Below are 24981 nucleotides of genomic sequence, written 5' to 3'. Positions count from 1 at the left end.
GATGGCCTTTGTTTCCGGCAACTTACCCTGACATCGCAACCGTTCAAAACCACGCGGACGACATGCGCACGGCCGCCGCACAGCCTTGCGCCAATGCGCATGAAACGGCATAGCGCGGCCATGCATGACATTCGTCTGATCCGCGAGAATCCTGAAGCGTTCGACGCCGGCCTCGCCCGTCGTGGGGTAGCCCCCGTTGCCGCCGAAATCCTGAAGCTGGACGAACAGCGCCGCGCGCTCGCCACGCGCATGCAGGAGGGGCAGAACCGCCGCAACGAAGCCTCCAAGGCGATCGGCAAGGCCATGGGCCAGGGCGACACGGCCACTGCCGACGCCCTCAAGGCCGAAGTCGCCGAACTGAAGGACAGCCTCCCCGCGCTCGAAGCCGAGGAAAAGGACATCTCGGCACAGCTCCAGAATGCGCTGGCGGTACTGCCCAACATTCCGGTCACCGAAGTCCCCGAAGGTGAGGACGAAAGCCAGAACGTCGAAGTCTCGCGCTGGGGCACCCCGCGCAGCTTCGACTTCGAACCCAAGGAACACGCCGATCTCGGCCCGGTGCTGGGGCTCGACTTCGAGACCGGCGCCAAGCTCTCGGGCGCGCGCTTCACGTTCCTCAAAGGCCAGATGGCACGCCTGCACCGCGCGCTCGCGCAGTTCATGCTGACCACGCAGAGCGACACCAACGGCTACATGGAATGCAACGTCCCGCTGCTGGTCAAGGACGATGCCGTATTCGGCACCGGCCAGCTGCCGAAGTTTGCGGAAGACTTGTTCCAGACCACCGACGGGCGCTGGATGATCCCCACCGCCGAAGTCTCGCTGACCAATGCGGTGCGCGAACAGATCGTCGATGAGAGCACGCTGCCGCTGCGCATGACCGCCCTCACCCCCTGCTTCCGCTCGGAAGCAGGGGCGGCGGGACGCGACACGCGCGGTTTCATCCGCCAGCACCAGTTCGAGAAGGTGGAACTCGTCACCATCGCCCGCCCCGAAGAGAGCGAGGCCGAGCACGAGCGCATGGTCGCGGCAGCCGAGGGCATCCTGCAGGCGCTCGAACTGCCCTATCGCAAGGTACTGCTCTGCGCCGGTGACATGGGCGCGACGGCGAAGAAGACCTTCGATCTCGAAGTCTGGTTGCCGGGCCAGAGCGCCTATCGCGAGATCAGCTCGATCTCGAACTGCGGTGACTTTCAGGCGCGCCGCATGAATGCGCGCTACAAGCCGGAAGGTTCGAAGAAGACCGAGTTCCTGCACACGCTGAACGGCTCGGGGCTGGCGGTCGGCCGTACGCTTGTTGCCGTGCTGGAAAACTACCAGCAGGCGGACAGTTCGGTGCTGGTGCCGGAAGTGCTCAAGCCGTGGATGGGCAGCATCGAAAAGCTGGAGCCCGCGTTCTGATGCGCATCCTGCTCACCAACGACGACGGCATCAACGCGCCCGGCCTCTATGTGCTGGAAAAGATCGCCGCGCAGCTTTCGGACGATATCTGGATCTGCGCGCCGAGCGAGGAACAGTCCGGCGCCGGACACTCGCTGACGCTGAACCGTCCGGTGCGGCTGCACCAGCACGCCGAGCGCCGCTTCTCGGTGAGCGGGACGCCAACCGATTCGGTGACGCTGGGCATCAAGAAGGCCATGCCCGGCCTACCCGACCTGATCCTCTCGGGGGTCAATCGCGGCGCGAACCTTGGCGACGACGTGACCTATTCGGGCACGGTTTCCGCCGCCATGGAAGGCGCGCTGGCGGGCATTCCCTCGATCGCGCTGAGCCAGGTTCCGACCCGGGAAGACGCTGGCAGGAATGTCGATTTCTCCGCTGCAGAGGAATGGGGTGCCAAGGTCCTGCATCCGCTGCTCGATATGGAGTTCGCGCCCCGCACGCTCATCAACGTGAACTTCCCGCCCGTGCTGGGCAGCGACGTTCAGGGCGTGCGCGTGGTCCGTCAGGGCTTCCACGATTATGCGCGCGGCTCGGTTGTCGAGGGCATGGACCCGCGCGGCTTCCCCTACTTCTGGTTCGGCCTCCATGGCATCGAGCACACGCCGGGCCGAGATACCGATCTTGAGGCCATAGCGCAGAACTGCATCTCGGTGACGCCGCTGCACGTCGATCTCACGCACACCGCCTCGATAGCCGCCCTCTCGGCACGGTACGCCCGGTGAAGTCCGCCGCTCTCCTTCTCTCGGGCGCCGCCGCGCTTCTCGCAACGCCGGGGCTTGCCGCGCCGGATGCGAAACCGGCCAACCTCAGGCAGGAGAGCGTGCATGTCGTTGCCCCCGGCGAAACACTGAACGGCATCGCCAACCGCGCCGGTGTTGAGCCGCGCGAAATCGCCGAGGAAAACGGCCTCGAGGCCCCGTTCGTGGTCCATGTCGGCCAGAAGCTCGATATTCCACGTGGCGATGCCTCGGTCGATGCCGAGCGCACCGCACGCCGCGTAATCGCCGCACGCGGGCCACAGGACGCAGGCGCATCACCCTCCCCTGCCCCACAAGCGCCATTGGCAGACAGCCATATCGTCACCGCCGGGGAGACCCTGAGCGGCATCGCCCGCAAGGCCGGTCTGCCGCAAAGCCTGATTGCCGAGGCCAACAGTATTGCGGCGCCCTACAGCGTGCGCGTCGGCCAGCGCCTGATCCTGCCGCGAAACCGCACCCACGTTGTGGCGGCGGGCGAAACCACGTTCAGCATCGCCTACGATCTGGCCATGCCATGGGAACAGATCGCAACCGCCAACAATCTCGACCCCAAAGCCCCGCCCCGCGTCGGTCAACGACTGATCATCCCCACCGTGATGGGCAAGCCGGTACAACCGGGAGCCTCTGCCCTCCCCGCCGTCGCAGCTGCTCCGATCTCGGCACCCTCCCCCGCCAAGCCCTCGGCAGCGCACTTTGCCTGGCCGCTCAAGGGCGCGATTCGTCGCGGGTACAGCCCTAGCGGTTCCACACATGACGGCCTCGATATCGCAGGTGCCGAAGGCGCTCCGGTACGGGCCGCCGCCGCAGGAACAGTCATATTCGCCGGTGCCGAGGACAAGTACCACCAGTTCGGCAATCTGGTGGTCGTCGATCATGGCAATGGCTGGGCCACCGCCTACGGCTTCCTCCAGCGCGTGACCGTGAAGCAGGGCGAAACCGTGCGATCCGGGGAACGCGTGGGCATCGTGGGCGATACCGGGCTCGCCAAGGGCACCGAACTGCATTTCGAGGTTCGCCGGAACGGCAAGCCGGTCGATCCGCTGGACGCGCTGCCTCCCGCACCCTAACGTCAGCCGCGATGGCCAGACATCGCGTCAATCCCCTCGGCTTCCGCCCCTTGCGCAGGGCCTTGCGCGTGCCGGTCTGGGCGGACGTGGGCCTGCGCCTCGGCGCCGCTTTTGCGTTGATCGGGCTGGTCGTTCTTGTCCACTGGATGGACCGTGGCGGCCTCAAGGATACGCACGACAACACCGTCAGCTTCCTCGATGTCGTCTATTTCACGATGATCTCGATCACCACCACCGGCTTTGGCGACATCGCCCCGGTCAGCGATCGCGCAAGGCTGATCGAGGCGGTTCTGGTGACACCGATCCGCCTTGCCGTCATCACCATCTTCGTGGGCACGGCCTACAACTTCATCATCAAGCGCAGTTGGGAGACCTGGCGTATGCGGCACATCCAGGAACGCCTGAAGGACCATATCGTCGTGCTCGGCTTTGGCGTGAGCGGTTCGGAAGCCGTACACGAACTGATCGCACGCGGCACCGAACCGGGGCAGATCGTGGTCGTCGATCCCTCGCCCGCGCGACTTGTCCATGCCGAATCGATGGGCTGCAACGTCATGGAAGGCGATGCTACCCGCGACGAAACTCTCACCGCCGTGCGCATTTCCACGGCCCGTACCGTGCTGGTTTCCGCCGGGCGCGACGATACCTCAGTGCTGATCGTGCTGACGGCGCGCCACCTGGCCCCCAGCGTGCCAATCACTGTTGTCGTTCGAGCAGACGATAACGAGCAACTCGCCCGGCAGGCCGGTGCAAACAACGTCATCAACCCGGTGCGTTTTACCGGGCTTCTACTGGCAGGCTCGGCGGAAGGGCAGCACACGGCGGACTACATGTCCGACCTCGCCTCAGCCGAAGGCCGCGTGCAACTGGTCGAACGCCCGATCCGCCCGGAGGAAGTTGGACGCCCGCTTGAGAGCATCGGCACCGGCAAGGGCCTGCGCGTCTATCGAGGCAACCGGATGATCGGCTTCTGGGAACCCGAAGCGCACGTTCTCGAACCCGGCGACGTCATCATGGAAATCGCCGTCACCGCGCCACGATAAGTCGTTACCCCAGCATCCAGAACACCGTGCCCATGGCAAGGTAGACTACCAACCAGCCCAGACAGTCAAGCAAGCGTCGCATCGGCTCCAGCGCGCTGCGACGCTGCGTCAGCCAGACGGCGGGAATCACAAAGGCAATGGCGAGGCCTCCCGACTGCATGAAGTAGAGCCAGGGCTTGGCCTTCATCATGTCCACGCCGATGCGGGCATAGAAATGGCCCAGCATGATGGCGGCGATCACCACGATCACTGCAACCGAAAGCGCGCTGTCCGGCTGGCGCTCGTTGGAGGCGATCAGCATGCGCCGGGGGCGAAAAAGAACCCGGTGCCACAGCAGATTGACCAGCCATGCCACCGCAGCAGCCAGCACGACACCCAACCAGTTCACCGGACCCATCTGCAAATTCCCCAGACTTTGGAAACCCCTGCGCAGGACCTAGCGCGAACGACATTCAAAGGATAGCCTGTTGCGAATCACATGCACGCCTTTCCCTGATGACTTTCCGGGGCAAAACGCGTATCGGGCGCGCCAATCCCATGGCTATTGAAATCCCCTCCCCGCCCAAAGTCGGCATGGTGAGCCTCGGCTGTCCGAAGGCTCTGGTCGATTCCGAACGCATCCTCACGCGCCTGCGCGCCGATGGCTATACGATGAGCGCCGACTATGCCGGTGCCGACGTCGTGCTCGTCAACACCTGCGGGTTCCTCGATTCCGCCAAGGAAGAGAGCCTGGCCGCGATCGGCGAGGCGATGGCAGAGAACGGTCGCGTGATCGTGACCGGCTGTATGGGCAACGAAGCAGAAGCGATCCGTGCGAAGTTTCCCGATGTTCTCGCCGTCACCGGCGCCCATCAGTACGAGGCCGTGGTCGAAGCGGTACACGATGCTGCTCCGCCCGAACTCTCGCCGTATGTCGATCTGATCCCGCAGATCTACGACGAGGCTGGCGTCAAGCTGACCCCGCGCCACTACGGCTACCTGAAGATTTCCGAGGGTTGCAACCACGCCTGCTCGTTCTGCATCATCCCCTCGCTGCGCGGCAAGCTGGTGAGCCGCCGCATCGACGCCGTGCTGCGCGAAGCCGAAAAGCTGGTTCAAGCCGGCACCCGCGAACTGCTCGTCATCAGCCAGGATACCTCGGCCTACGGCGTCGATGTGCGTCATGAGACCCGCACCTGGAAAGGCCGCGAAGTCCGTACCCACATGACCGACCTTGCCCGCGAGCTTGGTCAACTGACGGACACGCAGGGCAACCGCCCTTGGGTGCGCCTGCACTACGTCTACCCCTACCCTCATGTCGATCAGGTCATCCCGCTGATGGCCGAGGGGCTCGTCACCCCCTACCTCGACATCCCGTTCCAGCACGCAGCGCCTTCGGTTCTGAAGTCGATGAAGCGGCCCGCGAACGAGGCGAAGGTGCTCGAACGTCTGCGGTCGTGGCGCGAAATCTGCCCCGATCTCACTATTCGTTCCAGCTTCGTGGTAGGTTTCCCCGGCGAGACCGAAGCGGACTTCCAGTACCTGCTGGACTGGCTGGACGAAGCACAACTCGACCGGGTTGGCGCGTTCAAGTTCGAACCCGTCGAGGGCGCTTCTGCCAATGACCTGCCCAACGCTGTCCCGGAAACCGTCAAGCAGGAACGCTACGAGCGAATCATGGAAAAGACGGCGGCGATCAGCGCCGCTAAGCTGCAGGCAAAAATCGGGCGCGTACTTCCGGTTATTATCGATGATATCGGCGAACCGGATGAGGATGGCGAGATCGGCGCAACTGGTCGCTCTCAGTCCGACGCACCCGAAATCGATGGAAACGTCTACCTGCGCGATGTTGGAAATGACCTGCAAGCCGGTGATATCGTAGAAGTTATCATCGAAGATGCGGATGAACATGATCTGTTCGGAGTTATAACGTCCAGCTAAAGCGAATCAATTTGCATCCCAATGCAAATGCAAATTCTGCAATAATGTAAAAGTTTTCGCATTTGCGGCAGAGGCGTGCCTCAAGCATAAAGCTTGTGCCTTTCAGGCATCCTCTCCCAAAAACTTTCAAACAGGCTGGTCTTCGGACCGGCCTTTTTTTTGCTTTGTCTCACTGGAGAGGTGGGCAGAAGCATCGATGCGCTTCCTTTGTTCGCAGCCACAGCAACGCTGAAAAGCGTAGTGATTGCAGCAAAATCACCCTTTAGGTGCATATCTTGCAATCAAATCCATCTTTTTCGCATTTGTCCGAAATCGAGCTTGCAGGCATATAGGAAGCGCCTTTCAGGCATCCTCTCCCAAAAACTTCCATAAAGGCTGGCTTGCGCTAGCCTTTTTTTTCGCCTGCGCCAGATGTCCCGTTGCCTGCAGCCTCCCCCTTGAAAACTCTCCCGAATATTTAAGCCTGTCCCACGATCGGGACAGATCGCCATTGCTCGCATCTGCACAATGCCATTTCGCACTTGCAGCATGGGGCGATTCGGGCGATACAGACAGTGCCTTTCAGGCATCCTCTCCCAAAACTTCGGGCTGGCCTTTGGGCCGGCCCTTTTGTTTTTCGGCGAAGTAAAAACAGTCGCGCAAGCTTATCGGGAAACGCGATTGCCGCGCCGGTTGCGAGAGCTTAGACCTTCGCTCATGCGCAAATCCTTCTCCCTTGCCCTCGCCGGGCTGCTTGTCGGCTCCCCCCTGAACATCACGCCTGCCGCAGCCCAGGCCGCCGCGCTGGCTGGCACGACTGCGCCCAGCCTCAGTGCCACACAGCTTTCTGCCATTGATCAGACGGTCAGCAAGATTCTGGCAGACAGCGGCGTACCCTCCGCGCAGATCGCGGTGACACAGGGTGGCCGAATTGTCCTGGCCCGCGCGTGGGGCAAAGCCGGGGAAACCATGCCCGCCCGGCCCGATCAGCCTTATCAGATCGCATCCAACTCCAAGCAGTTCCTTGCTGCACTAATTCTCAAGCTGCAAGATGAAGGCAAGCTCTCGCTGGACGATCATGTCTCGAAATATCTCGATGGCATCAGCGGTGGCGATACGATCACCATTCGTCAATTGCTCTCGCACACGTCCGGCCTGCGCGATTTCTGGCCGCAAGACTACATGTTCAGTGACATGACCAAGCCCATCAGCCCGCAGGAAATCCTGCATCGCTGGGCCAGCGCACCACTCGACTATACCCCAGGCACCCGCTGGCAATATTCCAATACCGGCTATGTCGTGGCGGGTCTGATCGCCGAGAAGGTAGGCGGCGCACCGCTTTGGCAGCAACTTGAGACGACCTTCTTCAAACCGCTCGGTATGCATCCGCTCAATATCGACGACACCAACAAACCAGGGTTCCCCCAAGGCTATCACCGCTACGCTCTGGGGCCGGTAGAGCCCGCGACGCCACCTGCCGCCGGATGGCTCTGGGCCGCTGGCGAACTGTCGATGACGGCCTCCGATCTCGCCCGCTGGGATATGGCCCGGCTTAATCGCCAGATCCTGACGGCGAAGGACTGGGAAGAGCAGGAAAGCCCGGTCATCCTGGCAGACGGCACCGATCCTGCGTATGGCCTTGGTGTGTCGAGCGGCGTGGCCAATGGCCGCCGCTTCATCAACCATGGCGGTGAATCGGTAGGGTTCCTTTCGCAGAACACCGTCTATCCCGACAGCGATGTCGCCATTGTAGTGCTGACCAACGCCGATTTCGGCTCGGTCACCGGCTCGATAACCCAGGCTATCGCCGATATCGTGATGCCGCGAGACCTTCCGGCAGATAGCGGCCAGACGCAACGCGCCGATGACGCCAAAGCGCAACTGCAGGCGCTGGTCGCGGGCACTTTCGATCCGGCCAAGTTTACCGAACACGCCCGCTTCTATTTCACCCCAACCGTGCGGCGCGATTACAAGAGCAGCCTTGCACCGCTCGGCCCCATCACAGGCTTCGATCCGGTCGGCAAGCCGCGCCTGCGCGGAGGCTTCGTCAATCGCAACTTCGAGATCAGCTTTGGCGCGAAGAAGCTTCATCTTGTGACTTATGCCGAGCCCGGCGACGCCGGTCGGTGGGAGCAGTTCATCGTGATGCCTGCCGACTGACAAGAATCAAGCGATTGCAGCACATAAAGGCGGTAGAAGATCGCGGCCACATGGCTTAGCCATACGGCATGGCCCCACACTCGCGAATCTTCACCGCCGCTCTCGTCGTCATCGGCGATGAAATCCTGTCCGGGCGCACACATGACAAGAACATCGCCCAGGTCGCCGCTTGGCTTCAGGTTCAGGGTATACGCTTGCGCGAAGTACGCGTGGTAGCCGACGATACACCCGCCATCGTCGAAGCCGTGAATACGCTGCGTGCGCGCAACGATTACCTTTTCACTACCGGCGGCATCGGCCCAACGCATGATGACATCACGGTCGATGCAATTTCGGAAGCCTTTGGCGTGCCTGCCATCGTCCATCCGGAAGCGCGGGCTATTCTGGAAGAGTACTACACCTCGCGCGACAGCGAATTGACTGAAGCGCGCCTGCGGATGGCTCGCACGCCCGAAGGCGCCAGCCTGATCCCAAATCGCTATACCGGTGCTCCCGGCATTCGAATCGACAATGTCTTCATCATGGCCGGCGTTCCCAGCATCACTGCTGGCATGCTCGATGCCCTGACCGGTACTCTCGAAGGTGGAGATCCCGTCCTCTCGACAACCATCGGTTGCTGGGTCGGTGAAAGCGAAGTCGCCGATTTGCTGCGCGACGCGGAAAAGGCTTTCGAGAGTTGCCAGATTGGCTCCTACCCTTTCTGGGCAGAGGGCAGGACCGGTGCCAACTTCGTCATCCGTTCGGTCGATCCCGCTGACCTCACCGCCTGCGCAGCGATGGTAAGCGAAGGCCTGACTGCGCTCGGTAAGGATCCGGTATCCGGCGGCATTTGAACGACGCATGATGTCCGCCGCCGTAAGCGATCTGGAAACAGCCCTCGCCGCGCAAGATGATGCCACAGGTGCCCTTGCGCTCTGGTGCCTGCAGCGCGGCTTTTCACAAGCACCGGTGATACGGGTTGAACGCCTGCACACTCAGCGAAGCGCCGTTCCGTCACCCCCGGCAGAAACCTGTGCGCTTTTGAACCTCAAGTCTGGGCAACTCTTCGGCTTCCGGCATGTCAGGCTTACCTGCGGCCCCCGCGTACTGTCCGAAGCCCGCAACTGGTTCGTCCCCGACCGCTTGACGGTGGATATGAACCATACCCTGACGGAAACGGACATTCCGTTCGGCAAGGCCATCGCCGCGCTCGCCTTTCGCCGAGATCGCCTCGAATCGATCAAGGGACCGGGTTTCCACGATTCGCCACCGGAAACGATACTGACCCATCGCGCGCTCCTGCGCCGTCCGGATGGACTGCCGATCGCACTTGTAGTCGAGTGTTATCAGCCCGGCGTTCTTTCGCCGGGCTGATCCCTCCCCATCCCTGCCTCCAGCTCCGGCTCCAGATAGACGAGGCGGAAATCGCCACGTTCGATATCTGCTACAGTATGTTGGAGAAAGCGCAGTTCACCGTCCTCGGGATGATTGAATGTCCGCGCGCCCCCTGCCCGCTCACGCACGGCCTGATCGCCCCAGGCATCGCAAAACAATGAGCTGCTCTCCCGAAGCTTTTCGACCACAGACCGCACTCTCGGGTCAGCGATCGCAAGCCCGAAGTCGCGCCGGAATTCACCCAGAACGCGAATGGCCCGTTGACGCCAACCTGGCAGCAGATCGCGCGCAGCCGGATGCGTAAACACATAGACTAGGAGGTTCGGCGTCTCCGTTTCGTCGAACAATCCAGCGAACAGCCGTCTCGCAGCTGCATTCGCACAACAAACCGTCCATGCGGGATCAAGCGCATAGGCAGGCCATGGCAAGGCAAGCGCGAGTGCCTCGAGCGCCGGCGGCGCGTCGGAGCCAAGGCTTGGTGAGTGGGCGGGATCATGCCGCTCTGCCAGCGAGAACAGATAGCGGCGCTCCGCAGGAGCCAGATTCAGCCCCTCTGCAAGCCTTGCGAGCGCTTCGGCAGAAGGCCGAACTTCACGCCCCTGTTCTATCCATGCCAGCCAGGTCGTGCCGATGCCGGCACGCTCCGCCAGTTCCTCCCGTCGTAACCCGGGGGTTCGCCGGCGGCGCGTGCCGGAGGGCGCCACCAGCTTCTCCCGCCGCGCTCTTACAAAAGCACCGAGCAGGTAGCGCTGTTCATCAGTTGTCATGGTGCCATTTATAACAGGATAAATGGACATCTTGTAACAGGTTAATTCGTACACAAGAAGGCGGCTCAAGGAGAACTATCCATGACTGACCGTAACGACGCCCTGATCCACAGCCAGTTCGGCACTGTCGCCGCAGCGTATGTGGGAAGCACCGTCCATGCCAGCGGCGCGGACTTGCAGCATATTGCCGCCTTGGCCGAAGCACATCGTCCGACCCATGCACTTGATCTGGGGGCAGGCGGTGGCCACGTCAGCTACGCGGTGGCACCGTTCGCTGGCACCGTCACCGCTTGCGACCTGTCTCCGCAAATGCTGGATCAGGTCAGCATCGAAGCCGCCCGGCGCGGCTTCGACAATGTCGACGTTATGACCGCGCCTGCCGAGGCACTGCCCTTCGCCAATGGCACTTTCGATTTCCTTGCCTGCCGCTTTTCGACGCATCACTGGCATGACGCGATGGCTGGATTGTGCGAAGCGCGCCGCGTCCTCAAGCCGGGAGCGTCAGCCATTTTCGCAGATGTGATGGCCCCCGGCCTGGCGATTGCCGACACCCATTTGCAGGCCATCGAACTACTCCGCGACCTCTCCCATGTGCGCGACTACTCGACGGCTGAATGGACCTCGATGCTGACCCAGGCAGGCTTCGCAATTCGCTCCGTCACAACAGCCCGCCTGCGAATGGACTTCGCCGACTGGACATCACGCATGCAGACGCTTCCTGATCGCTGCGAGGCAATCCGCACGCTCCAGCGTGCAGCCGCCCCCGCCACCGCGGCTCATTTCGAGATCGAGGATGACGGGTCGTTTACCCTCGATACGCTTCTGATCGAGGCATGTTGAAGGCCGACCGGGCTTCAAATTACAAACACCTCAAACACAAAAAGGCCGGGAGGTTTCCCTCCCGGCCTTTTCTGTCCGTTTCCGGTGATGTCTGAGATCAGACGCCAGCGACTTCGGTCGTGTCGATCTTCAGGCCCGGGCCCATCGACGAGGACAGCGTGACCTTGCGGACATACTTGCCCTTGGCGCCCGAGGGCTTCGCCTTGACGATCGCATCGACGAACGCGCTGAAGTTGGTCAGCAGGTCGGCGTCCGAGAACGACATCTTGCCGATACCGGCGTGGATGATGCCCTGCTTCTCGACGCGGAACTCGATCTGGCCGCCCTTGGCGTCCTTCACGGCCTGCGTCACGTTCGGGGTGACGGTGCCCAGCTTCGGGTTCGGCATCAGGCCCTTGGGGCCCAGCAGCTTACCGAGACGGCCGACGACGCCCATCATGTCCGGGGTGGCGATGACGCGATCGTAGTCGAGGTTGCCGGCCTGCATGTCTTCCATGAGGTCTTCGGCACCAACCTTGTCGGCACCAGCGGCCAGAGCCTCGGCAGCCTTGTCACCCTTGGCGAACACGGCGACCTTGACGGTCTTGCCGGTGCCGGCCGGGAGCGACACCATGCCACGGACCATCTGGTCGGCGTGACGCGGGTCAACGCCCAGGTTCATCGCGATTTCGACGGTCTCGTCGAACTTGGTGGCCTTGAGGTCACGCAGGGTCTGGAGCGCTTCGCCAACGGCGTAGAGCTTCATGTTGTCGCCGAGCTTGGCTGCGAGAGCCTTCTGGTTCTTGGTCTGCTTCATGGGATCAGCCCTCCACCACTTCGAGGCCCATCGCGCGAGCGGAACCTTCGATGATCTTCGTTGCGGCCTCGATGTCGTTGGCATTGAGGTCGGCCATCTTGACCTGAGCGATCTCAGACAGCTTCGAACGGGCGATCTTGCCGGCCGAAATCTTGCCGGGCTCCTTCGAGCCGGACTTGAGACCGGCAGCCTTCTTGATCAGGAAGCTGGCGGGCGGGGTCTTAGTGACGAACGTGAAGCTGCGATCCGCGTAGACGGTGATGATCGTCGGGATCGGCATGCCGTTCTCGAGTTCCTGCGTCGACGCGTTGAACGCCTTGCAGAACTCCATGATGTTCACGCCGCGCTGACCCAGAGCCGGACCGATCGGCGGCGACGGGTTAGCCTTGCCGGCCGGAACCTGCAGCTTGATGTAACCAGTAATTTTCTTGGCCATGAGGCCTTTCCTTTCACACTGTCGCGTCGATCCAGGAGAGTCCCGAACCGACACTCATGTTGAGCGGTGATGCGGGCGACAAGCGCCCTTCCGCACAGAATCGGACCCGGCACGCCGGACCGAAGGCGGCCCCATACGGCAAAGGCGAGCAAAAGGAAAGAGGCCATGGGCCCTCCTTTCACGCCGCATTGACGCGAGAGCGGCCACCTTAATCCGCGGCGCAGCGAACCAACGAAAACCAGCCCTTACGGATTTAACATTGCATGCTATATATCTCGTTATGAATAGCGCAACCTCACCGCACGATCTGATTTCCGAGCTGGGCTATATGACGCTCGGCAGCCGATTTCGCCGCCTTGGGGAGCGCCTGCAAGCAGGGGTTGCAGAGACCTTTCGCGAGGGTGGAATCGGCGTACAGCCTGCGCAGATACCGGTCATCCACGCGCTTGGCGAAGCCCCTCTGACAGTCGGTGCCTTGGGCCAGCGCCTCGACCTCAGTCAGCCAGGCATCACCCGAAGCCTCGGCAAGCTGTCAGCCGACGGGTTCGTTGAAGTCGTGCCCGGACGGGACGATCAACGCCAGCGCGAAGCCTGCCTGACAGACAAGGGACGCGCCCTGCTCACGCGACTGAACGCCGAATTCTATGCCGATGTCGAAGCCGCGGTAGCCGCAATGTGCGAAGCGCCCGCCGAGAATCTGCTCGCCTACCTCGACCGACTGGACGCTGCGCTCGGCGAGGTTCCGCTCGAGAGTCGCATCCGTACCGAACGTGCCAAAAGGACCGCGCGATGACCCTCGCTCCTGCAACCTTGAATGCCCTGCCGCCCGAACTCCATGGCCGGTTACTGTGGACCGCACTGACCGGCGAGCAGTGCCATCATTCGCTTGGCGACGATCTCGCCCGGCGCTTTCACCCCGACATCGGGCCTCTCGCGGCGATCCGGGACGACAGCCCGGAGTGCCTGGCGGCTCTGGGCAAACTGGCGCAGGAGACCGGGCCGCTTGCGCTCATGCAACCCGGAGCGGTCCTGAAGGTGCCGGGTACGGAGACGGTCAAAATCGGCGCAGGTGTGCGCATGGTGCTGAATAATACACCTCCACTCAAACATGCCAGCGAAGCGGTGCCGGTTCGATTGGGCCAGCGCGATTTCCCCGAAATGCTGGACCTCGCGACCCTGACAGCACCCGGCCCGTTCGGCACGCGCACCGGCGATCTCGGGCAGTTCTGGGGCATCCGCGAGAACGGCCGCCTGCTGGCGATGGCCGGGCGCCGGATCACAACGGCGAATGTCGTCGAAGTCAGCGGCGTGTGCACGCACCCCGATGCGCGAGGGCGCGGCCTTGCCGCCCTGCTCTCACGCCATGTTGCCAATTCGATCCTGGCAGAAGATCGCCTTCCGATCCTGCACGCCTATAGCGACAACGAGCGCGCGCTGGCGATCTATCGCGATCTCGGATTCGCGCTACAGGAGCACGTCACCCTAACGATCTACGCCCCGGTGCCATAAGCACGCGGACACGGCTCGTCCAGTCAAGGACGGCCGGGAAAGCAGCGAGGCGCGATCCGCCTCGCCCGCCCTCGATATTACTTGCTGAGTTCGACGTGCTCGAAGTCGAGTTCGACCGGCGTCGCACGACCGAAGATCGAGACCGAGACCTTGACCTTGTTCTTATCGAAATCGAGCTCCTCGACCACGCCGTTGAAGCTGGCGAAGGGACCGTCGAGAACCTTGACCGAATCGCCGATCTCGTAATCGATGTTCACCTGCTTGCGCGGCTCGGCTGCGGCAGCCTCAGCGGCACCGAAGTAACGCGCGGCCTCGCTCTCGCTGATCGCCTGCGGCTTGCCGTTGGCGCCAAGGAAGCCAGTGACCTTCGCGGTGTTCTTAACAAGGTGATAGACGTCGTCGTTCAGCGTCAGCTTGGCGAGCACGTAACCGGGCATCGTCTTGCGCTCGGTCTGCACCTTCTTGCCGCGCTTCACTTCGGTGACGGTTTCCGAAGGAACCTGCACGTCCTCGACGAGCTGCGACAGACCGATGCGCTCGGCTTCGGCGATGATGGATTCCTTCACCTTGCTCTCGAAGCCGGAGTAGGCGTGGATGATGTACCAGCGGGCCATGAAGTCTCTCTTTAGTCCGGTGTTCAGGCGATCAGATGAGCGACAGCAGAGAGCTGACGACCCAGCCAAACAGCGCATCGATGCCGAGGAAGAAGACCGCGAGAATCACAGTCATGATGCCTACGAAGATCGCCGTCGTCACCGTCTCCTGACGCGAAGGCCAGTGGATCTTGGAGGCTTCCGCGCGCACCTGCTGCACAAACTGGCCGGGCGAGGTCTTTGCCATGTCGTTCGCTCTCGTGTGTCTCTTGCCAGCGCGGACCGCGAACCTGCGACCGGTGGCGTGAATTGTTCGAGTCTTCCGCCTAGGGGCCATCGCCGCCCCGGCCGAGGCCGGGAGGAGCTGAAGGATCCGCATGTCGGAAGAGAGTGGCGGACTTAACCTTCGTCGGGCGGAATTGCAAGGTCTGCCGGACTCGCCAGACGCGCAAGGAACGAATTGGGCGTGCTGAAGATGATCCGTGCCCCGTCCGGCAGTGCCACCGGCTTGCGGGTGCCGATATACCACAGATAGTCCGCATGGCGTGCAGGCCGGAACTTGCGCAGGTCAATATCCTGATCCGGACCATACAGAATCCGATGCGATGGATCGGCGAAGCGATAGGTCTGGTCGCGCATCGAAAGCATATGCACATCCGGCAGCGCGAAGTTTGAGTTCTCCATCGCGCTGCGACGAACGACCGCATAGCTGCCAAAGTGTTCGAACGGGCCGAATTTCCATTGATGGAAGGGAATGGCAACCGCTGTAGCCACGCGCGCGCCCTCAGGCACATAATCCAACGCAGCAATCAGCTGCTTCGCCGTTTGTGCATCACGGTGCCAGACATAGGACGTCACACCCAGTCTTGCACAGAAAACCGAAGCAGCAGCAACGACCAGCCACAACGGGAGCGCCCAGTCGATCGCGAGGCAAGCTGTCAACAGAGCGGTGGTGCTGAGGCGGTAATCGGCATAGTCGCCGCCGAAGATCTGGCGTGGCACAATCAGCGTCAGCACGAAAAGCAGCAGTGCCCCCCACCCCATACGACCGTCGATCTTGCGAAGCGCGAAAGCCGCGACCAGCACCAGCAGGATGACCCAGATACTGGTGATGTCGAGCGTGTAATCGTAGCTGCGCATCGCCTTGTAGAGGATGGCCCACTTGTACTCGAATACCTGCCAGCCGTAGGAAACCTTGGTATTGGCCCCCATACCGAGCAGCATCGGGAGGATCGGAAAGATCAGCGGCCAGGGCTTGAGAAACGGCCGCCAGTCCAGCCAGCTGCTGCGCTTGCTCCATTCGTAGCCAAACACCATCACGCCGAGCACGCCCCAGCCTGAGACGTGGCAGAGCCACACCACAAACGAGGCGGGAATGAACGGCAGCACGCGCCAGCGCTTACCATCCAGCTTTACCCATAGGGCAAAGACAAGCAGCGCAAAGGCGAGCGACAGCGACCAGTTGAGGAAACCCATCAACAGCGCCGGGGACCAGATCAGCGCCAGCGCCAGCATCGCGCCCACAGATATGCGACGATAGAGCGTCCAGCTGACAGCCATGATCGCAACGCCGGTCAACACCGGGATCAAGCCGACAATGATCCGCCCCGCCAGCTCCAGACCGAACAGCGGCGCCAACGGCACCATCAGCAACTCGGCCCCCAGATTGCCCGTCCATTCCCAGTGGAACGTGAAATAGTCGGTCAGGAAAGGATCCTGCCCATGATCGAGCATGACCTTGAAGCCCGCGAGATGCGAGGGATAGTCGGTCATCTCCGGCGCCCACGCGACCAGTGCCGGCAGGCAGGCGATCAGCGAGAGGGCGAGACCGATCCACAGTGCCGGCAGGCGCGAGCCAGTCGCGTCATGCGGACGCCGTGGATTTTCAGCGATGTCGTCCGTTTCCGGACGCGCGGTTCCGTGCATTGCCGAGTACAGCTTTCCCGATACCCCATCAGGCGCGCGACGACGTCATGCCGCACGCATCCCGCGATTCGGTGAATCGACGGGCTCTCCTAATCGTCATGGCACAATTGGCAAGGTCCGCGCCATGCCGGGAGCACATCCCTCCCCAATCCGTTCCCGTCAGACGAAGAATTGGATGATCAGGGCAATAAGGGTCCAGAGCAGCATATCTACAAGCAGAATCACGCGCAAATCAAGGCGCTTTACGGACGTCGATGCAATAGGAAAAGCAGGCGCAGATTCGGCTGAAGCCGAGACTTCCGGCCAAGTGACACTCGTCATCATGGTGTGCAACCCAAACCCTGGCCAGCGCCAGCACGCCCTGAAATAGCGACGAATCGTTTACAAAGGCTTAGAAAGCCCGCTGCGCTCACAGCGAAACGCAATCTCGATAAGGAGAATTCGACGATTTGGGAAAGTGGCAGGAGTGCACGGACTCGAACCGTGGGCCCTCGGTTTTGGAGACCGATGCTCTACCAACTGAGCTACACTCCTGCGGGAGCGCTGCCTCTAGAGGCACTTTCAGAGGATTACAAGCGCCTCTCTCAAGATTTTCGGCAGCAGGTTTGACTGGGCATTTTCAGCAGCCTCCGCTCTCTGTTATGCGCTGAGGCGTGGAAGCCGCCGAAACCCCTCCGATCATTGACCCCGGCCTGCTCATGCTGGCCTATCGTACCGGGATATTCCCGATGGCAGATGCCCGCGACGACCCAGAAATCTTCTGGGTTGAGCCACGCCTTCGCGCTATCATTCCGTTGGATCGCTTCCGGCTTTCACGCTCGCTGGCACGTACTTTACGGCGCGAACGGTTCACGGTGACCTGCAATGCCGCATTCGACCAGGTCATCACCGCTTGTGCAGCCCCGCGCCCCGACTCCGAAGCGGTGGATGGAGAATCGGGAAGCTGGATAAGCCACCGCATTCAGGCAAGCTACCAGAAGCTACATGAGATGGGCTTTGCTCACTCCATCGAATGTTGGCAATCGGGAGCCGATGGGACGCGTGCACTTGTCGGTGGACTCTATGGCGTGGGCTTTGACCGTGCGTTCTGCGGCGAGAGTATGTTCTCACGCGTACCCGATGCTTCAAAAGTGGCGCTGGCCTGCCTTGTCGCGGCCCTGCGCAAGGCAAACGCGCAGCTGCTGGACTGCCAGTTCATGACCAGTCACCTCGCCTCGCTGGGCGCGGTTGAAATCCCGCAGAAGCGCTATCTTGCGCTCTTGAACGAGGCTCAGTCGCCCGCAGGGGCCGCCGATGTCTCGACAGGGGCAACCGAAGGCACTGCGACCGGAGAAGCCGCTGCAGCAGGCACTTTTGCCGGAGCAGGCGCACTCTCGCTGCCCGAAGGCTTCGGCGCATTGCTTGCGCTGGCGGGAGCGGGAGACCCTGCCTCCTCTCCGGGGAAGTGCATATCGCACTTCTTGACCCAGACGTCATAGACCGAGTGCTGCACCACGTTCAACGCAGGTGAATTCTTGAACAGCCAGCCCGAGAACACCTTGTGCCAGGCCAGCTTTTCCTGGGTACTCGCACGCTCCTCGACGAAGACCTGCACGAAAGCGCCCTCCTCTTCGGGGCGCTCCCACGGCAGGGTCTTGTCACAAGTCGCGACCTTCACGACCAGATTGCCCATGCGACGCGATTCGCCAGGCTTCATGACCAGATCCTGCGAAAGGTTGTTCCGCTTGTTCAGAACGCCAAGCGTAACCACGCGATCCTTGTTGGGTGTGCCGATGCGCTGCCCCTGCTCTGCCTGAGCGGGGCTGGCCTGCATGCCCGCGATCGCATCCGGCACGTCGGTCGCGTGTGCATCAACATCAGGCGCACGCCCCTTGCTGCACGCAGACAATGCCAGCAGCGAAACCGCCATCACGGCGGCGCGACGGATCGGGAAGGAAGCGGCCCGCTTCACCGGACCGAACCTCAGGCGTCCGGAGACCAGGCTTCGTAGTCGCCGGTCGCGGCGGCGCGATGCCCGCCCCGCTCCAGCGCGCCCTGCGGACGATAGGCAGCAGCCGTGCCGGTGGCGTTGGGCGTATAATCGACTTCCCAGATGCGCGGCGGCGGCAGATGGCTTTCAGGAACGCCGTCATAGGAATGATGCAACCAACCATGCCATTCGGCCGGAACGCGGCTTGCATCATTCGCGCCTGAATAGATCACCCAGCGGCGCTCGTATCCTTCCGTCGTGCGCACCTTGGCGCTCTTCGAGCGATAGTACTTGTTGCCCTGCGCGTCGGTGCCGACGTGTTCGCCGTTACGCGAACTCCAGAGCGAGGTGCCGATGGTGGCGCCGTCCCACCAGGTGAACATCTTCGAGAGGATACCCATAGACCCACGCGTTAGCGCCGTTCGATGCCCATGCCAAGGTCTTACACATCCCGCAGCACGCGGATCGTGCATCCCCGACGCTACACCGCGCAATCGCCGGTCATATTCCCTCGCGATCTTCCTCGCGCAGCACCTCCATCCACTCCTCCAGCACCGCCTCGTCCTGCGCCTCCAGCACATGGCGCGCCATCGTCTGGTTGTGCCCCGCGCGCAGCATGGCCGCCAATTGCTTTTCCAGAAGCGGTCGATCCGGAACCTCGCGCGAAAACGGGCCAAAGCGTCGCCGACGAGCCAAAGCAACGGCCGCTTCGGCCTGCACCGAACGTCCCGGCGCGGCTTCCTCACATCCTTGCGCATCCACGCCTGCATGACGCAGCGCCTGTGCCACCCGGCGCGCACCATATCCGCGCCGCGAAAGACTGCCCGACTTCATTCGCGCCCAGGCGACATCATCGACATACCCGGCCTTCCGAAATTTCTCGACCAGCGCCTCGATCACAAGGGCAGCCGGCAATACGGCGGAATCCCCATCTCCCGACCACCCCCGCTCCTGCACCTTGCGCTGAAGATAAGCCCGCAGCTTGCCTTGCGTCGTGGCGAAACGCGCGACATAGGCGAGCGCCAATTCCTCGAGGCGGGCGGGTGTGAGCGGAGCTGATTTGTGACGCTGTTCGGACATCTTGCCCTAATCGTGCCACACTCGCCTCCGATTGGGGAGGCTCCAGAGGACCGGATGATGACTGAAAAGCTATCTCCGGTTCAGGTAAAAACCGCTAGGTCCGCCTGATTTTTGGCGGAAAACCGGTCCAACAGATAACGGATATGAACGCATGGGCGACACCGTAAACCTGGTCGCAGAACAGAGCCCCGCTTTGGCGGCGACCCCGAACGAAGACGCACTGACGCGCCGTTTTGCCGATTTCGACACCTTTGCCGATGCGCTGGACTATGCCGCGCAAGGCACTCGCGGGTTCAATTTTCATGATCCGCGCGGCACGCTGGCAAAGGTCTACACGTTCGCACAGTTGCGCGAGGATGCCCGTGCCGTGGCCTATGCGCTGGTCGCGCGCGGCGTGAAGCCGGGCGATCGCATCGCGCTGATCGCCGAGACCGGCTCCGACTTTGCCGCCCTGTTCTGCGGCGCAGTCTATGCCGGTGCATGGCCGGTGCCGCTGCCACTGCCCACCAGCTTTGGCGGCAAGGACAACTATATCGAACAGTTGGCCGTCCAGCTTGCCAGCTCCGACCCGATGCTGCTCGTCGGCCCTGACGAGATCGCCGCAATGACCAGCCTCGCCGCCGAGCGGCAGGGCTGCGGCCACGCGACATGGGCTGATTTCGCGGCATACGACGCTACGCCGTGCAACCTGCCTGCGCTGTCGGGCGACGACATCTGCTATCTGCAGTATTCCTCGGGCTCGACGCGATTCCCGCACGGCGTGGCTGTTACCCACCGTTCGCTGATGTCGAACCTTGCTGCGCACAGCCATGGCATGGAACTGGTCGAGAGCGATCGCTGCGTTTCGTGGTTGCCGTGGTATCACGACATGGGCCTTGTCGGCTGCTTCCTGTCGCTGATCGCCAACCAGGTTTCCGGTGACTACCTCAAGACCGAGGATTTCGCCCGCCGTCCGCTAGCCTGGCTGGACATGATCACGCGTAACAAGGGCACCTCGATCTCGTATTCGCCGACCTTCGGCTACGATATCTGCGCCCGCCGTATCTCGACTCAGACCGCCGTTTCGGACCGCTTCGACCTCTCGCGCTGGCGCCTTGCCGGCAATGGCGCCGACATGATCCGCCCTGACGTGATGCAGAGCTTCGTCAATGCCTTCTCTGATGCAGGCTTCAAGGCAACCGCCTTCCTGCCCAGCTATGGCCTGGCCGAAGCGACGCTTGCCGTCACCATCATGCCGCCGGGCGAAGGCATTCGCGTCGAACTGGTCGAGGAAGAGCGCCTTTCCGGCGCCCCGCGCGACCTCTCGCGCCCGGCCCGTTACCGCGCGATCGTCAACTGCGGCAAGCCGGTGCTCGACATGACCGTCGAAATCCGCGGCGAGAATGGCGACATTCTGGGCGATCACAAGATCGGCAAGGTCTGGTGCCGTGGCACCAGCGTCATGCATTCCTACTTCCGCGATCCGGAAGCGACAGCGGCCTGCATGGTCGATGGCTGGCTCGATACCGGCGACATGGGCTACATGACCGATGGCTATCTGTTCATCGTCGGTCGCGCCAAGGACATGATCATCATCAACGGCAAGAACCACTGGCCCCAAGACATCGAGTGGGCCGTGGAGCAGCTGCCGGGCTTCAACCACGGCGACATCGCCGCGTTCTCCATCGAAATGGAGAACGGCGAGGAAACCCCTGCGGTTCTGGTGCATTGCCGCGTCTCTGATCCGGTCAAGCGCGTGGAACTGCGCGACCTGATCCGCGACAAGGTGCGCTCGATCACGGGCATGAACTGCGTCATCGAACTGGTTCCGCCCAAGAGCCTGCCCCGCACAAGTTCGGGCAAGCTCAGCCGCGCCAAGGCGAAGAAGCTGTACCTTTCGGGCGAGATCGAGCCTTTCGCGCTCGCGGCCTGAGACATCTGCTGATCAAATACAAAAAGGCCGGGTCATCGCCCGGCCTTTTTGTTATTCGCCAATGAGACGGAGCGCTCACAACTCGCGATCGAGTTCCAGCATATCGCGTGGGATCCGCAGTGCTTCGGCGGCGATCTGCGTTTCTTTCAGAAACAGCACAAGCGCATAGAGAAGCAGCACAACCGCCCCCAGGAACACCAGAGCGGCGGCAAGGTGCCAGTCGAAGCCGCCCAGCCCTTCGAGAAACAGGATCGTCACCGTAACCCCGATCGTGAGCGCTGAAAGTACCAGTACACGGATCGCACGGGTGATGATCGTGATCCGCTGATCGACCAGCCGGATCTCCTGCACCACCACATCATGCTCTCGCCCCTGCGTGCCGACATGCAGCCCCTGAAGCTGCCGGGCGCGATCAACGACACGGCCAAGCCGACTCGACAGGACGTTCAGGATATTGCCGATGGCGACGAGCACGAAAACCGGCGTCAACGCCAGTTGGATCGTCTGCGCGATCATGCCGTGCGCCACGCGAAGCTCGACGCTCAGGCGCCGGGGCGCGCGATCAGGCAGATACCGTCGGGGGCGAACTCGACATGGGCCAGGCTTTCAGCCAGCGCGCAGCCTCCGGGCGCGACAGGCTCGCCGCCAACCAAGGCCACGCCCTCACGCGGAATTACCAGCAGCGCCTCGGGGTAACGCGCCGTGACCGAACTGCCGGGCGTGCCCTCCACCTGATCGAGCTGGAACAGCGGCCCTTCGACCAGCGTGTGCGATCCCGTTTCCGGCACATGACGATGATACTTCGCCAAATCGTAGACTTCCCCGCGCGACACGGCCATCCCTTCGTCCAGGTGCAATTCGCGCGGACGCCCGTAGTCGAACAGACGATAGGTGATGTCGCTGTTCTGCTGAACCTCGATCAGGCCAACACCGATGCCGATCGCGTGGACCGTATTGGCCGGAATGTAGAAGAAATCCCCCGGCTTCACGGCATGCCAGGTCATCAAGCCCTCGATCGAACCGTCGAGTGCGGCGGCGCGCATCTCGCCCTCGGTCATATCCTCATTGAAACCGATACCGAGCGTAGCGCCCGGTTCGGCATCGATGATGAACCAGCACTCTTCCTTGCCCTGACGGCCGATACCCTTGGCCAGCGTCTGTGCGTCCGAGGGGTGGACCTGCACGGACAGCTTTTCACTGGTGAAGATGTATTTCACCAGAAGCTGGGGCAGTTCGGCGGGCGGCTCGAACCAGATCTCGCCAATGCGCTCCCCCTCAGGCGCCACGAAAGGCGCAGGAAGCACGTCCTTGCCCCAGGGCTTTTCCACCTGACGAATGGGAAGCTGCGCGTTCATCTCTGCCACTCCTGAAAATCGAACACCGACTGCCCCAGTGCGGCCGGTCATCGTCTAGCCCCACGATCTGCTGAAGACCGGCGGCTTACATCATCACTGGTTTGCTGCACCTGAAAGCTTGCCGACCTTCTGCACACCAGCAGCCGAGGTCACCAGGATCTCGTCGCCATCGACTACAACGATGACGTTCTCCAATCCTATCACCGAGACACGCGGACCGTCTGTATCGACCAGCACGTTACGGCAATCGACCAGTTCCGCCTTGCCCCCACGCACCGTGTTCCCATCCACGTCACGATCCAACGCGTCGTGTAGTGCCTCCCAGTTGCCGATATCGGACCAGTCCATATCGACCGGCACCATTGCAGCGCGCTGGGTGTTTTCCATCACCGCATAGTCCACCGAAACACTATCCGCTTGCCCAAATGCCTGCGCATCGGGATGGAAGCGAATGCCCTCGGCATGACCGAGTGCAACCGCCTTGCGCACTACTGCCGCTATCTGCGGTCGATGCGCTTCAAGTTCTTCCATGAACCGTCCGACACGGAAAGCGAAGATACCGCCATTCCAGGCGTATCCGCCGTCGGCCAGAAAAACGCGAGCGCGTTCGAGGTCCGGCTTTTCGACGAACTGCGCGGTCTGGTATCCCAACTCGCCAATGGGCTCGCCCTGGCGCAGATAGCCAAAGCCGGTCTCGGGACGGGTCGCCTCGATCCCGAATGAAACCAGCCAGTCTTCACACGCGAGCTCAACGGCGGCCATGGCAGCTGCAGCAAAAGCCTCAGCATTTCCGATATGATGGTCGCTGGGACACACCAGCATGACCGCATCGTCAGGCAAGCGACAAGCCGCAAGCGCGATGGCCGCAGCCGTGTTGCGCTGGGAAGGCTCAACAATGACTTCTGCCCCTGGAACCATGCCCAATTGCGCTTCGACCAGCGGCAGATGCTGGGCACCGGTAACGACGATCGGCGCGGCAAACCCCTTGTCGTGCGGACAGCGGGCAAGCGCTGCCTCAAACAGTGTTTGATCGCCCAGCAACGGCAGGAAAGGCTTCGGGCGAGCCGCACGACTGCGCGGCCACAGACGGGTGCCGCTACCGCCGCAGAGAATCACCGGGACTATCGACATCGAAGTAAAGTATCCAGACTGGTCTGGCCGCGCGGCCTGGCCATGAGAACGAGAATCGAAATCAACCAACATGACGCGTAGCGCCGCAAGCCGGAGAAACGAGGCCTTGCGCGATACGGCCCACCGCCCCCTTCCGTCAATAGAACCAGCGCTGCTGCCAGCCGAACTGTGCCTCGACCGGTCGCCCCTGAGCATCGACCGCGGGGCGGAACCGAAACCGTTTCATTGCAAGGTCGCATGTGATTGGCCCGGCGCTTGCGTCCGGGCTGGGTTGCAGGACACGGCAAGCTTTGACGCGACCGTCGACCCCGACCGTCAGCGCAATCACGACCCGAGAATTGATGCGCTGATCGCGACTCTGGCGGGGGTAATCACGCGCCGAGTTGATATCGCCCGCGATCTTGATCGGCGGCGAGCGCCCACCACCGCCTCCCGAGCCTTCACCTGCCGCACCGGCACCGCCCCCCCGACCGCTACCCATCGCCCCGGTGCCCTGCCCCGCCTGCGCATGGCCGCTCTGCGACTGCGCGCCATCACCCGCAACTATGGCGGCTGACGGTGTCGCAATCGGAAGCAGGGCTGACGGCGCCTCCAACGGAGCCGCTGAAGCGCGCGGGGCGGGGGCGCCGGAACGCGCTGCAGCTTGTGGACGGCGCGAAACCGACTTGTGTTTCTTTACGCGCAGCGGCGGCACTGGTGGTGAACGCGGCTGTAATGCCGGCGTAACCGTAATGCTCTGAAGCGCACCTTGCGTCAGCGATGAAACTGCTTCGGGCGCAAAGGCGTGCAACAGCACGAAGGCCGCAACGAGGTGCAGGAGAAGCACTGCCGCAACTGTCAACAGCCGGCGCGGCACAGTGGGCTTGAAGACGACGCGTGCCATCTCGACGTGATGCCGCGACGCCTCGATCAAGGCAAGCGCA

Annotated in this window: 26 protein-coding genes, 1 tRNA gene and 1 pseudogene; 13 read left to right on the top strand and 15 right to left on the bottom strand. The window is 62.3% G+C overall.

Annotated elements, in window-relative coordinates; genetic code table 11:
- Positions 1-120 precede the first annotated feature (120 nt).
- Genes serS through AC3EC3_RS01535 form a run of 4 tightly spaced genes read left to right on the top strand, consistent with a single transcriptional unit; the run spans position 121 to position 4311 of the window.
- Complete coding sequence (gene serS, locus AC3EC3_RS01550; protein WP_488487950.1) at positions 121-1401, top strand: serine--tRNA ligase; 1281 nt, start codon at positions 121-123, stop codon at positions 1399-1401.
- Positions 1401-2165, top strand: a complete 765-nt coding sequence (surE, locus tag AC3EC3_RS01545) for a 5'/3'-nucleotidase SurE (protein WP_488487949.1) — start codon at positions 1401-1403, stop codon at positions 2163-2165. The genes serS and surE overlap by 1 nt, the downstream gene beginning before the upstream one ends.
- On the top strand, positions 2162-3268 hold the full coding sequence (locus tag AC3EC3_RS01540; RefSeq protein ID WP_488487948.1) for a LysM peptidoglycan-binding domain-containing protein: 1107 nt from the start codon (positions 2162-2164) through the stop codon (positions 3266-3268). Before surE ends, AC3EC3_RS01540 begins: the two co-directional genes overlap by 4 nt.
- An 11-nt stretch (positions 3269-3279) precedes the next feature.
- Entirely contained in the window at positions 3280-4311 is a 1032-nt protein-coding gene (locus AC3EC3_RS01535; protein WP_488487947.1) for a potassium channel family protein, read from the top strand.
- Positions 4312-4315: 4 nt separating this feature from the next.
- Here the strand turns inward: AC3EC3_RS01535 and AC3EC3_RS01530 are convergent, their stop codons facing one another.
- Positions 4316-4708 (bottom strand): DUF1761 family protein, encoded by a 393-nt coding sequence (locus tag AC3EC3_RS01530; protein ID WP_488487946.1) that lies wholly within the window; start codon positions 4706-4708, stop codon positions 4316-4318.
- A gap of 140 nt (positions 4709-4848) precedes the next feature.
- Between AC3EC3_RS01530 and rimO the strand changes: the two genes are divergently transcribed.
- The 4 genes from rimO to AC3EC3_RS01510 all read left to right on the top strand — a co-directional run bounded on the left by rimO (position 4849) and on the right by AC3EC3_RS01510 (position 9723).
- Positions 4849-6231 carry a 30S ribosomal protein S12 methylthiotransferase RimO gene (rimO, locus tag AC3EC3_RS01525; RefSeq protein ID WP_488487945.1) on the top strand — a complete coding sequence of 461 codons (1383 nt, stop codon included), beginning with the start codon at positions 4849-4851 and terminating at the stop codon, positions 6229-6231.
- A 696-nt stretch (positions 6232-6927) separates the two neighbouring features.
- A complete protein-coding gene (locus tag AC3EC3_RS01520) occupies positions 6928-8370 on the top strand; it encodes a serine hydrolase domain-containing protein (RefSeq protein ID WP_488487944.1) in 1443 nt (480 codons plus the stop codon).
- 68 nt (positions 8371-8438) lie between these two features.
- Entirely contained in the window at positions 8439-9203 is a 765-nt protein-coding gene (locus AC3EC3_RS01515; protein ID WP_488487943.1) for a competence/damage-inducible protein A, read from the top strand.
- A 7-nt stretch (positions 9204-9210) separates the two neighbouring features.
- On the top strand, positions 9211-9723 hold the full coding sequence (locus AC3EC3_RS01510; protein WP_488487942.1) for a hypothetical protein: 513 nt from the start codon (positions 9211-9213) through the stop codon (positions 9721-9723).
- On the opposite strand, the gene AC3EC3_RS01505 is transcribed toward AC3EC3_RS01510, so the two are convergent.
- Positions 9696-10580: a helix-turn-helix transcriptional regulator gene (locus AC3EC3_RS01505; RefSeq protein ID WP_488487941.1), complete on the bottom strand. Its 885-nt coding sequence runs from the start codon at positions 10578-10580 to the stop codon at positions 9696-9698. The two genes, AC3EC3_RS01510 and AC3EC3_RS01505, sit on opposite strands and share 28 nt — an antisense overlap.
- A 12-nt stretch (positions 10581-10592) precedes the next feature.
- On the opposite strand from AC3EC3_RS01505, the gene AC3EC3_RS01500 reads away from it, so the two are divergent.
- Positions 10593-11351 carry a class I SAM-dependent methyltransferase gene (locus tag AC3EC3_RS01500; RefSeq protein WP_488487940.1) on the top strand — a complete coding sequence of 253 codons (759 nt, stop codon included), beginning with the start codon at positions 10593-10595 and terminating at the stop codon, positions 11349-11351.
- 97 nt (positions 11352-11448) lie between these two features.
- Here the strand turns inward: AC3EC3_RS01500 and rplA are convergent, their stop codons facing one another.
- Positions 11449-12147, bottom strand: a complete 699-nt coding sequence (gene rplA / locus AC3EC3_RS01495) for a 50S ribosomal protein L1 (RefSeq protein ID WP_260927302.1) — start codon at positions 12145-12147, stop codon at positions 11449-11451.
- A 4-nt stretch (positions 12148-12151) separates the two neighbouring features.
- Positions 12152-12583, bottom strand: a complete 432-nt coding sequence (gene rplK / locus AC3EC3_RS01490) for a 50S ribosomal protein L11 (protein WP_260927300.1) — start codon at positions 12581-12583, stop codon at positions 12152-12154.
- A 280-nt stretch (positions 12584-12863) separates the two neighbouring features.
- Between rplK and AC3EC3_RS01485 the strand changes: the two genes are divergently transcribed.
- Entirely contained in the window at positions 12864-13376 is a 513-nt protein-coding gene (locus AC3EC3_RS01485) for a MarR family winged helix-turn-helix transcriptional regulator (protein ID WP_488487939.1), read from the top strand.
- Positions 13373-14092, top strand: coding sequence for a GNAT family N-acetyltransferase (locus tag AC3EC3_RS01480; RefSeq protein ID WP_488487938.1), 720 nt, complete (start codon positions 13373-13375; stop codon positions 14090-14092). Before AC3EC3_RS01485 ends, AC3EC3_RS01480 begins: the two co-directional genes overlap by 4 nt.
- Before the next feature lie 77 nt (positions 14093-14169).
- Here AC3EC3_RS01480 and nusG read toward each other — a convergent pair whose 3' ends face one another.
- From nusG to AC3EC3_RS01460, 4 genes are all read right to left on the bottom strand, one after another.
- Positions 14170-14706 carry a transcription termination/antitermination protein NusG gene (gene nusG, locus AC3EC3_RS01475; RefSeq protein WP_488487937.1) on the bottom strand — a complete coding sequence of 179 codons (537 nt, stop codon included), beginning with the start codon at positions 14704-14706 and terminating at the stop codon, positions 14170-14172.
- A 31-nt stretch (positions 14707-14737) separates the two neighbouring features.
- Complete coding sequence (secE, locus tag AC3EC3_RS01470; protein WP_260927289.1) at positions 14738-14932, bottom strand: preprotein translocase subunit SecE; 195 nt, start codon at positions 14930-14932, stop codon at positions 14738-14740.
- Positions 14933-15084: 152 nt separating this feature from the next.
- A complete protein-coding gene (locus tag AC3EC3_RS01465; protein ID WP_488487936.1) occupies positions 15085-16611 on the bottom strand; it encodes a hypothetical protein in 1527 nt (508 codons plus the stop codon).
- Between the two features lie 458 nt (positions 16612-17069).
- Positions 17070-17145: transfer RNA gene (locus tag AC3EC3_RS01460), tRNA-Trp, on the bottom strand.
- A gap of 164 nt (positions 17146-17309) precedes the next feature.
- Between AC3EC3_RS01460 and aat the strand changes: the two genes are divergently transcribed.
- A complete protein-coding gene (gene aat, locus AC3EC3_RS01455; protein ID WP_488489167.1) occupies positions 17310-18089 on the top strand; it encodes a leucyl/phenylalanyl-tRNA--protein transferase in 780 nt (259 codons plus the stop codon).
- A gap of 35 nt (positions 18090-18124) precedes the next feature.
- On the opposite strand, the pseudogene AC3EC3_RS01450 reads toward aat, so the two are convergent.
- From AC3EC3_RS01450 to AC3EC3_RS01440, 3 genes and pseudogenes are all read right to left on the bottom strand, one after another.
- A pseudogene (locus AC3EC3_RS01450) lies at positions 18125-18307 on the bottom strand (DUF2155 domain-containing protein); the annotation flags it as partial.
- Between the two features lie 266 nt (positions 18308-18573).
- Positions 18574-18981 (bottom strand): NADH:ubiquinone oxidoreductase subunit NDUFA12, encoded by a 408-nt coding sequence (locus tag AC3EC3_RS01445; RefSeq protein WP_488487935.1) that lies wholly within the window; start codon positions 18979-18981, stop codon positions 18574-18576.
- Between the two features lie 100 nt (positions 18982-19081).
- Positions 19082-19660, bottom strand: a complete 579-nt coding sequence (locus tag AC3EC3_RS01440) for a regulatory protein RecX (RefSeq protein WP_488487934.1) — start codon at positions 19658-19660, stop codon at positions 19082-19084.
- A 151-nt stretch (positions 19661-19811) separates the two neighbouring features.
- Between AC3EC3_RS01440 and AC3EC3_RS01435 the strand changes: the two genes are divergently transcribed.
- Complete coding sequence (locus AC3EC3_RS01435) at positions 19812-21572, top strand: fatty acyl-AMP ligase (protein ID WP_488487933.1); 1761 nt, start codon at positions 19812-19814, stop codon at positions 21570-21572.
- Between the two features lie 75 nt (positions 21573-21647).
- On the opposite strand, the gene AC3EC3_RS01430 is transcribed toward AC3EC3_RS01435, so the two are convergent.
- From AC3EC3_RS01430 to AC3EC3_RS01415, 4 genes are all read right to left on the bottom strand, one after another.
- Entirely contained in the window at positions 21648-22088 is a 441-nt protein-coding gene (locus tag AC3EC3_RS01430; protein ID WP_488487932.1) for a DUF2721 domain-containing protein, read from the bottom strand.
- A 26-nt stretch (positions 22089-22114) separates the two neighbouring features.
- Entirely contained in the window at positions 22115-22927 is an 813-nt protein-coding gene (locus AC3EC3_RS01425; RefSeq protein ID WP_488487931.1) for a class I mannose-6-phosphate isomerase, read from the bottom strand.
- A gap of 93 nt (positions 22928-23020) precedes the next feature.
- On the bottom strand, positions 23021-24058 hold the full coding sequence (locus AC3EC3_RS01420; RefSeq protein WP_488489166.1) for a mannose-1-phosphate guanylyltransferase: 1038 nt from the start codon (positions 24056-24058) through the stop codon (positions 23021-23023).
- 136 nt (positions 24059-24194) lie between these two features.
- On the bottom strand, positions 24195-24971 hold the full coding sequence (locus AC3EC3_RS01415; protein WP_488487930.1) for an energy transducer TonB: 777 nt from the start codon (positions 24969-24971) through the stop codon (positions 24195-24197).
- Positions 24972-24981 lie beyond the last annotated feature (10 nt).

Source organism: Novosphingobium sp. BAM6 (genome assembly GCF_057784955.1).
Note: the sequence above shows the minus strand (reverse complement) of the source record. Positions and strands in the feature narration are given on the sequence as shown.

Bases quoted from the DNA above. Each gene is read 5' to 3' on its own strand.
- secE (WP_260927289.1), bottom strand. From the start codon at position 14,932: ATGGCAAAGACCTCGCCCGGCCAGTTTGTGCAGCAGGTGCGCGCGGAA.
- rplK (WP_260927300.1), bottom strand. From the start codon at position 12,583: ATGGCCAAGAAAATTACTGGTTACATCAAGCTGCAGGTTCCGGCCGGC.
- AC3EC3_RS01440 (WP_488487934.1), bottom strand. From the start codon at position 19,660: ATGTCCGAACAGCGTCACAAATCAGCTCCGCTCACACCCGCCCGCCTC.
- AC3EC3_RS01425 (WP_488487931.1), bottom strand. From the start codon at position 22,927: ATGAACGCGCAGCTTCCCATTCGTCAGGTGGAAAAGCCCTGGGGCAAG.
- nusG (WP_488487937.1), bottom strand. From the start codon at position 14,706: ATGGCCCGCTGGTACATCATCCACGCCTACTCCGGCTTCGAGAGCAAG.
- AC3EC3_RS01485 (WP_488487939.1), top strand. From the start codon at position 12,864: ATGAATAGCGCAACCTCACCGCACGATCTGATTTCCGAGCTGGGCTAT.
- AC3EC3_RS01445 (WP_488487935.1), bottom strand. From the start codon at position 18,981: ATGGGTATCCTCTCGAAGATGTTCACCTGGTGGGACGGCGCCACCATC.
- surE (WP_488487949.1), top strand. From the start codon at position 1,401: ATGCGCATCCTGCTCACCAACGACGACGGCATCAACGCGCCCGGCCTC.
- AC3EC3_RS01435 (WP_488487933.1), top strand. From the start codon at position 19,812: ATGGGCGACACCGTAAACCTGGTCGCAGAACAGAGCCCCGCTTTGGCG.
- AC3EC3_RS01465 (WP_488487936.1), bottom strand. From the start codon at position 16,611: ATGCACGGAACCGCGCGTCCGGAAACGGACGACATCGCTGAAAATCCA.
- rimO (WP_488487945.1), top strand. From the start codon at position 4,849: ATGGCTATTGAAATCCCCTCCCCGCCCAAAGTCGGCATGGTGAGCCTC.
- AC3EC3_RS01530 (WP_488487946.1), bottom strand. From the start codon at position 4,708: ATGGGTCCGGTGAACTGGTTGGGTGTCGTGCTGGCTGCTGCGGTGGCA.
- rplA (WP_260927302.1), bottom strand. From the start codon at position 12,147: ATGAAGCAGACCAAGAACCAGAAGGCTCTCGCAGCCAAGCTCGGCGAC.
- AC3EC3_RS01500 (WP_488487940.1), top strand. From the start codon at position 10,593: ATGACTGACCGTAACGACGCCCTGATCCACAGCCAGTTCGGCACTGTC.
- serS (WP_488487950.1), top strand. From the start codon at position 121: ATGCATGACATTCGTCTGATCCGCGAGAATCCTGAAGCGTTCGACGCC.
- AC3EC3_RS01515 (WP_488487943.1), top strand. From the start codon at position 8,439: ATGGCCCCACACTCGCGAATCTTCACCGCCGCTCTCGTCGTCATCGGC.
- AC3EC3_RS01480 (WP_488487938.1), top strand. From the start codon at position 13,373: ATGACCCTCGCTCCTGCAACCTTGAATGCCCTGCCGCCCGAACTCCAT.
- AC3EC3_RS01510 (WP_488487942.1), top strand. From the start codon at position 9,211: ATGATGTCCGCCGCCGTAAGCGATCTGGAAACAGCCCTCGCCGCGCAA.
- AC3EC3_RS01520 (WP_488487944.1), top strand. From the start codon at position 6,928: ATGCGCAAATCCTTCTCCCTTGCCCTCGCCGGGCTGCTTGTCGGCTCC.
- AC3EC3_RS01420 (WP_488489166.1), bottom strand. From the start codon at position 24,058: ATGTCGATAGTCCCGGTGATTCTCTGCGGCGGTAGCGGCACCCGTCTG.
- AC3EC3_RS01535 (WP_488487947.1), top strand. From the start codon at position 3,280: ATGGCCAGACATCGCGTCAATCCCCTCGGCTTCCGCCCCTTGCGCAGG.
- AC3EC3_RS01430 (WP_488487932.1), bottom strand. From the start codon at position 22,088: ATGATCGCGCAGACGATCCAACTGGCGTTGACGCCGGTTTTCGTGCTC.
- aat (WP_488489167.1), top strand. From the start codon at position 17,310: ATGCTGGCCTATCGTACCGGGATATTCCCGATGGCAGATGCCCGCGAC.